At 65.4% G+C, this 5,255-nt stretch carries 2 protein-coding genes and 1 rRNA gene; all 3 read left to right on the plus strand.

Going from position 1 to position 5,255, the window contains the following annotated elements; genetic code table 11:
• Positions 1-34 precede the first annotated feature (34 nt).
• The 3 genes from rrf (at position 35) to AC1DRE_RS25025 (ending at position 4,677) form a co-directional block, all read left to right on the plus strand.
• Positions 35-151: ribosomal RNA gene (rrf, locus tag AC1DRE_RS25015) — 5S ribosomal RNA — on the plus strand.
• A 244-nt stretch (positions 152-395) separates the two neighbouring features.
• Positions 396-1,466: a LacI family DNA-binding transcriptional regulator gene (locus AC1DRE_RS25020; protein WP_476987158.1), complete on the plus strand. Its 1,071-nt coding sequence runs from the start codon at positions 396-398 to the stop codon at positions 1,464-1,466.
• 199 nt (positions 1,467-1,665) lie between these two features.
• The gene (locus AC1DRE_RS25025; RefSeq protein WP_476987159.1) at positions 1,666-4,677 is read left to right on the plus strand and encodes a glycoside hydrolase family 2 TIM barrel-domain containing protein; all 3,012 of its coding nucleotides are present in this window, start codon (positions 1,666-1,668) and stop codon (positions 4,675-4,677) included.
• The last annotated feature ends 578 nt before the right edge of the window (positions 4,678-5,255 follow it).

Consider the following 5,255-nt stretch of genomic DNA (forward strand, 5'->3'; position numbering starts at 1 on the left):
CCCCCGCACCTGCCGGGGGTCCGGGTAGAAGGGTTACGGCGGTCATAGCGTGGGGGAAACGCCCGGTCCCATTCCGAACCCGGAAGCTAAGACCCACAGCGCCGATGGTACTGCACCCGGGAGGGTGTGGGAGAGTAGGTCACCGCCGGACAACCATTAGGTCGAGAGCCTCCAGACACAGTCTGGAGGCTCTCCCACTTTAACCACCCCGCCAAACCCAAAACCCCGTTCAACCACCCACACCGGGCCACGGAACACCAGGACCCTCTCTCACATCCTGCACCAAAAACCAGGACCCTCTCTCACATCCTGCACCAAAAACCAGGACCCTCTCTCACATCCCGGGCCCCTTTCCGGGCAACCCACGCGCAGCGTCGGCTCTAGACTTACACTCCATGAGCCCCACAACCTCCGGACGCCCGGCCAAGCCGGCAACAATCCTCGACGTAGCGGCCGCAGCGGGGGTTTCACGCCAGACAGTCACGCGCGCCATGAACGGTATGCCGGGAATCAAGGAATCCACTCGGGAACGCGTGCAGGAGCTGGCACGTGAACTTGGTTACACACCCAGTCGATTCGCAAAAGGCCTCGTCCAGGGATCTCGAACTTCCGTAGGGCTTGCCATCCCCGATCTCACGAATCCCTATTTCCCGGCATTTGCCTCGAGCGTGGTGGAACTTGCCACCCAACGGGGCTGGCACATCGTGGTTGACGACTACGGCCATGGCGGCCGGAGCGGCCTGGATGCGGTGGAACACCTGGCCCCCCATGTTGACGCCGTCATCGGATACCTGGGCGGGTACGCCGACCAGGCCCAGGCCGCCCTGGGCCGTCGTCCGCTGATTGTCCTCGACGAGATTCCCGGAAGCGCAGCGGGCAGTATCAATTTCGACTACACCCAGGCGGCAAAGCTGGCCGTGGACCATTTGTGGGGCGCGAACCGGCGCAACATCGCCTATCTGGACGCGTGCAATGCGCGTCAATCGGCATTTGCGCCGGAGGGCCAGGAGTCCCGGGCCCCCTCACCCGCGGGTGACGTCGGGCCGTGCACGGTTCGCGGCCGTGCCGTCGCCAGCCGGCTGGACCAGACCGGGTCCCCGTGGTCACTGATCGCGGCAGAGGAGACGGCGGGCGCAGCGAGGGCGGCCGCGGCTGCCTTGCTCCGGGAACGGCCGGAAACCGACGGGATCCTGGTCTTCAACGACCTGATGGCCGCCGGCGTCCTCAAGGCTGCAGCCGACGCAGGGCTCCGGGTGCCGGACGACTGTGCAGTTGTCGGCATGGACGGCATCCCCCTGGGTGAGCTCCTGACCCCGGAACTCAGCACCCTGGCGCTGGACCTGCGGGAGGTGGGGCGGGCCGCCGTCGAACTCCTTGACGGACTCCTGACGGGTGCCGTGGCGCCGGGCTCAGACTCCGCCCGGCTGACACTGGCGCATCAACTGGTCCTCCGCAAGTCGGCCTGACCCGGCCGCGGGCATCTACGTCGGTGGTGCCGAGGCGAGCGGCAAGGCTGGTCGTTGCAAAAGCCCCCAACACCCTGTTCAAGAACGGCGTACTCGCGTAGGATCCTATGGAACGTGAACGTTCACGAAACTAGCCGGGCGCCGCGGCATACACAACGCCGCCCCGGTGCCGGAACAAACCCCAACCCGAGGAAACGCCATGCCAGTTCAGCCCACCACCGCCGGCCGGGATACCGTTGCCGAAGCGGAATCCACCCTTGACCTGGCCGCTGAACAGGTGGCCGGGCTCGCGTCCGTCGCTCCCCCGCAGGGCACGCTGCCGGCCCGGGCATATCTGCAGAGCACGGCACCTAGGTTGTCGCTGAACGGCGACTGGAAGTTCAGGCTCCACCCCGGTATCCGGCAGGCACCACAGGACGGCTGGCAGGAGGGCGGCGACCGTCCCGGTTTCGGCTTTCTCCCGGTGCCGTGCAGCTGGTCCATGCACGGGCACGGCACCCCTTGGTACACGAACGTTCAGTTCCCCTTCGCTGTGGAACCACCCCACGCACCGGATGCCAACCCCGTCGGTGACCTGCTTTTCGAATTCGTTGCGGGCCCGGAGTATTTCCCGTCGGCGCTGCTCCGTTTTGACGGCATCGAGTCCGCCGGAACGGTCTGGCTGAACGGAACTTTGCTCGGTACCACGCGCGGCAGCCGGCTCGCACACGAATTCGACGTCACAGGTGTGCTGGTGCCGGGAACGAATGTCCTCGCCGTCCAGGTGGCCCAGTTCTCGGCAGCCAGCTACGTGGAGGACCAGGACATGTGGTGGCTGCCCGGCATCTTCCGGGACGTGACGCTGCAGGCCCGTCCGGCGGAGGGCGTCGACGACGTCTTTGTCCACGCGGACTTCAACCACAGCACCGGCGAAGGGATCCTTCGCATCGAGGTGAGCCGGGCGGGTGAGCCGGTTGCCGCCGTCGTGCGCGTCCCGGAAATGGGGCTGGAACTGCCCGCCGGCGTGGAGCATCGTCTCCCGCAGATCACGCCGTGGTCGGCAGAACTGCCGCGGCTGTACGACGCCACGGTCAGCACCACGGGGGAGACCGTCTCCGTGCAGGTTGGCTTCCGGACCATCAGCATCGAGGATGCCCAGTTCAAGGTCAACGGGCGGCGGATCCTGCTCCGCGGCGTCAACCGCCACGAACACCACCCCAAGCTGGGCCGCGTGGTGCCGAGGGACGTCATGGAGAGCGAGCTGAGGCTGATGAAGCAGCACAACATCAATGCCATCCGGACATCCCACTACCCGCCGCATCCGGACTTCCTGGCGCTGGCTGACCAGCTTGGCTTCTACGTTGTCCTTGAATGCGACCTGGAAACGCACGGTTTCGAAGAAGGCGGCTGGCGGCAGAATCCCAGCGCCGATCCGCAGTGGCAGCCCGCACTTGTCGACCGCATGTCCAGAACTGTGGAACGCGACAAGAACCACGCCTCGGTCATCATGTGGTCGCTGGGCAACGAGGCCGGCACCGGTGAGAACCTGGCCGCGATGTCCCGCTGGACCAAGCTCCGCGACCCCTACAGACCCATCCACTACGAGGGCGACTGGACCTCGGCCTACGTGGACGTCTACTCACGGATGTACGCCAGCCAGGCGGAGACCGGGCTGATCGGCCAGGGCGTGGAGCCGCCGCTTGACGACGCCGGCCTGGACGCACGGCGGCGGGACATGCCGTTTGTGCTGTGCGAGTACGTCCACGCCATGGGCAACGGACCGGGCGGCATGTCCGAATACCAGGAGCTTTTCCATCGCTACCCGCGGCTGATGGGCGGCTTCGTGTGGGAGTGGCTGGAGCACGGCATCGCCCGCACGGGCCCTGACGGGCAGGAGCATTTCGTCTACGGAGGAGACTTCGGCGAGGAAGTCCACGACGGCAACTTCGTCACCGACGGCCTTGTGGACGCCAACCGCGTCCCCCGCCCGGGCCTGCTGGATTTCAAGAAGGTCATCGAGCCGCTGTCCATTGAGGTGGCGGCCGACTGGTCGGGCTTCCTGCTCACCAACCGCTTCGATTTCGCTGACACTGCGGGACTGGAGTTCCGGTACGTTGTGGAGGCCGACGGCGTGACGGTCGACGGCGGTTCGGTTGACGTTGCGCCGGTGGCGCCTCACGAATCCGCCCATGTGCGGCTGCCGGCCGGCCTGCTGGAAGGTACTGCCCAGTCGCCGGCGGTGTTGACGGTCAGCGCAGTGCTCCGGCAAGACGCCGCCTGGGCCGCGGCAGGCCACGAACTCGCCTGGGGCCAGGAGTCGGCCAATCTGCCGGTCGCCCCGACGCCTGAGGCCGCAGCCGGGGTGAAGGTGGAAGGCGATCTGCTTCGCCTGGGGCCGGCTGTCTTCGACCGGGTCACGGGCTCGCTCATCCGGCTGGGCGGCATTCCCGTGGACGGGCTGCGGCTCCTGTTGTGGCGTGCAGCCACGGACAACGACCTCGGGGCGGAATGGGGGAGCCCGGATCCGCGCCCCGTGGCCACCCAATGGCTGGACGCCGGGCTCAACCGGATGCACACGCGACTTATCGGCCTTTCGTCCCGTCCCGTGGCTGGCGGCGGGGAAGAGCTTGTGGTGCGGACCCGGGTTGCCCCGGCCGGCAAGCAGTTTGGGGTACTCGCCGAATACGCCTGGTCCAGCGACGGGGCCAGTATCAGCCTGCGGACCAGGGTCAGGCCCGACGGCGAGTGGATCAATGCCGGCTGGCCGGTGCCATGGGCCCGGATAGGGGTTGAGCTCGTCATGGGGTCATCCACCCAGTCCGTGGAATGGTTCGGCGAGGGACCGCATCACAGCTATCCCGATACAGGCCAGGGCACCAAACGCGGCTGGTACGAACTGCCGTTGAAGGACATGGACGTGGAATACGTCCGGCCCCAAGAGTCTGGCGCCCGTTCAGGCGTATACCGGGCGGCGTTGGAGCTCGACGGCGGCCGGCTCGCCATCAGCGGTGAACCGTTTGCACTCACTGTGCGCCCGTACAGCCTGGAGGTACTGGACGCTGCGACCCATCGCCCCGACCTGGTTCCGGACGGCCGCAGCTACGTGTACCTCGATCACGCGGTGCAAGGAGTCGGAACTGCGGCGTGCGGCCCGGGAGTCCTGGAAGGCTATCGGCTGGAGCCGCAGGAGGCTGACTTCTCGTTCGTATTTAATGTGACTCAGTCCACATAAGACCCGATAGCGCTCAGGAGCCACTGTGGACGCCAGGGCGGGCCGGAAATCTGCGGAATTCCGCGGATTTCCGGCCCACCCCCACCGTCTGGGGGTGGATTTGTGTGGGGTCCTCTGGGCGTGTAAAGTAATTCGAGTCGCCGCCGCTGATGCGGAAAGATAGCGACCGACCCCCTTCTGAATGGCCTGAAAAACGGCGTCTTTACTGGCGTGCGGAAACCGGGCGGGGGCCCTTGTGGTGGAGCTTGGATCTGCGGAAACGCCGGTTTGCAAAGCTTCCCGGAACCGGGTAAGTTTGGAAAGTTGCTCCGGAGCGATCCTCGACTGAATTGTTGGTTGTGGTGGTGCCGGGTGTGTCTGTTGTTTGAGAACTCAATAGTGTGCCAAGTTTGTTGATACCAATTTATTTATATGGATTGGTTGAATTGGCCAGGTTGTGCCACCCCGTGGTGTGGCCTGGTTGTTTTTCAGCTGGTTTCAAATTTTGTGCAGCCGTTTTCTTCCGTTTTCCCGGGGGTGGTGGTTGTGTCTGTTTTTGTTTTACTTCAACGGAGAGTTTGATCCTGGCTCAGGATGAA

The sequence above is a fragment of the Arthrobacter sp. P4_H3 genome, from assembly GCF_056400885.1.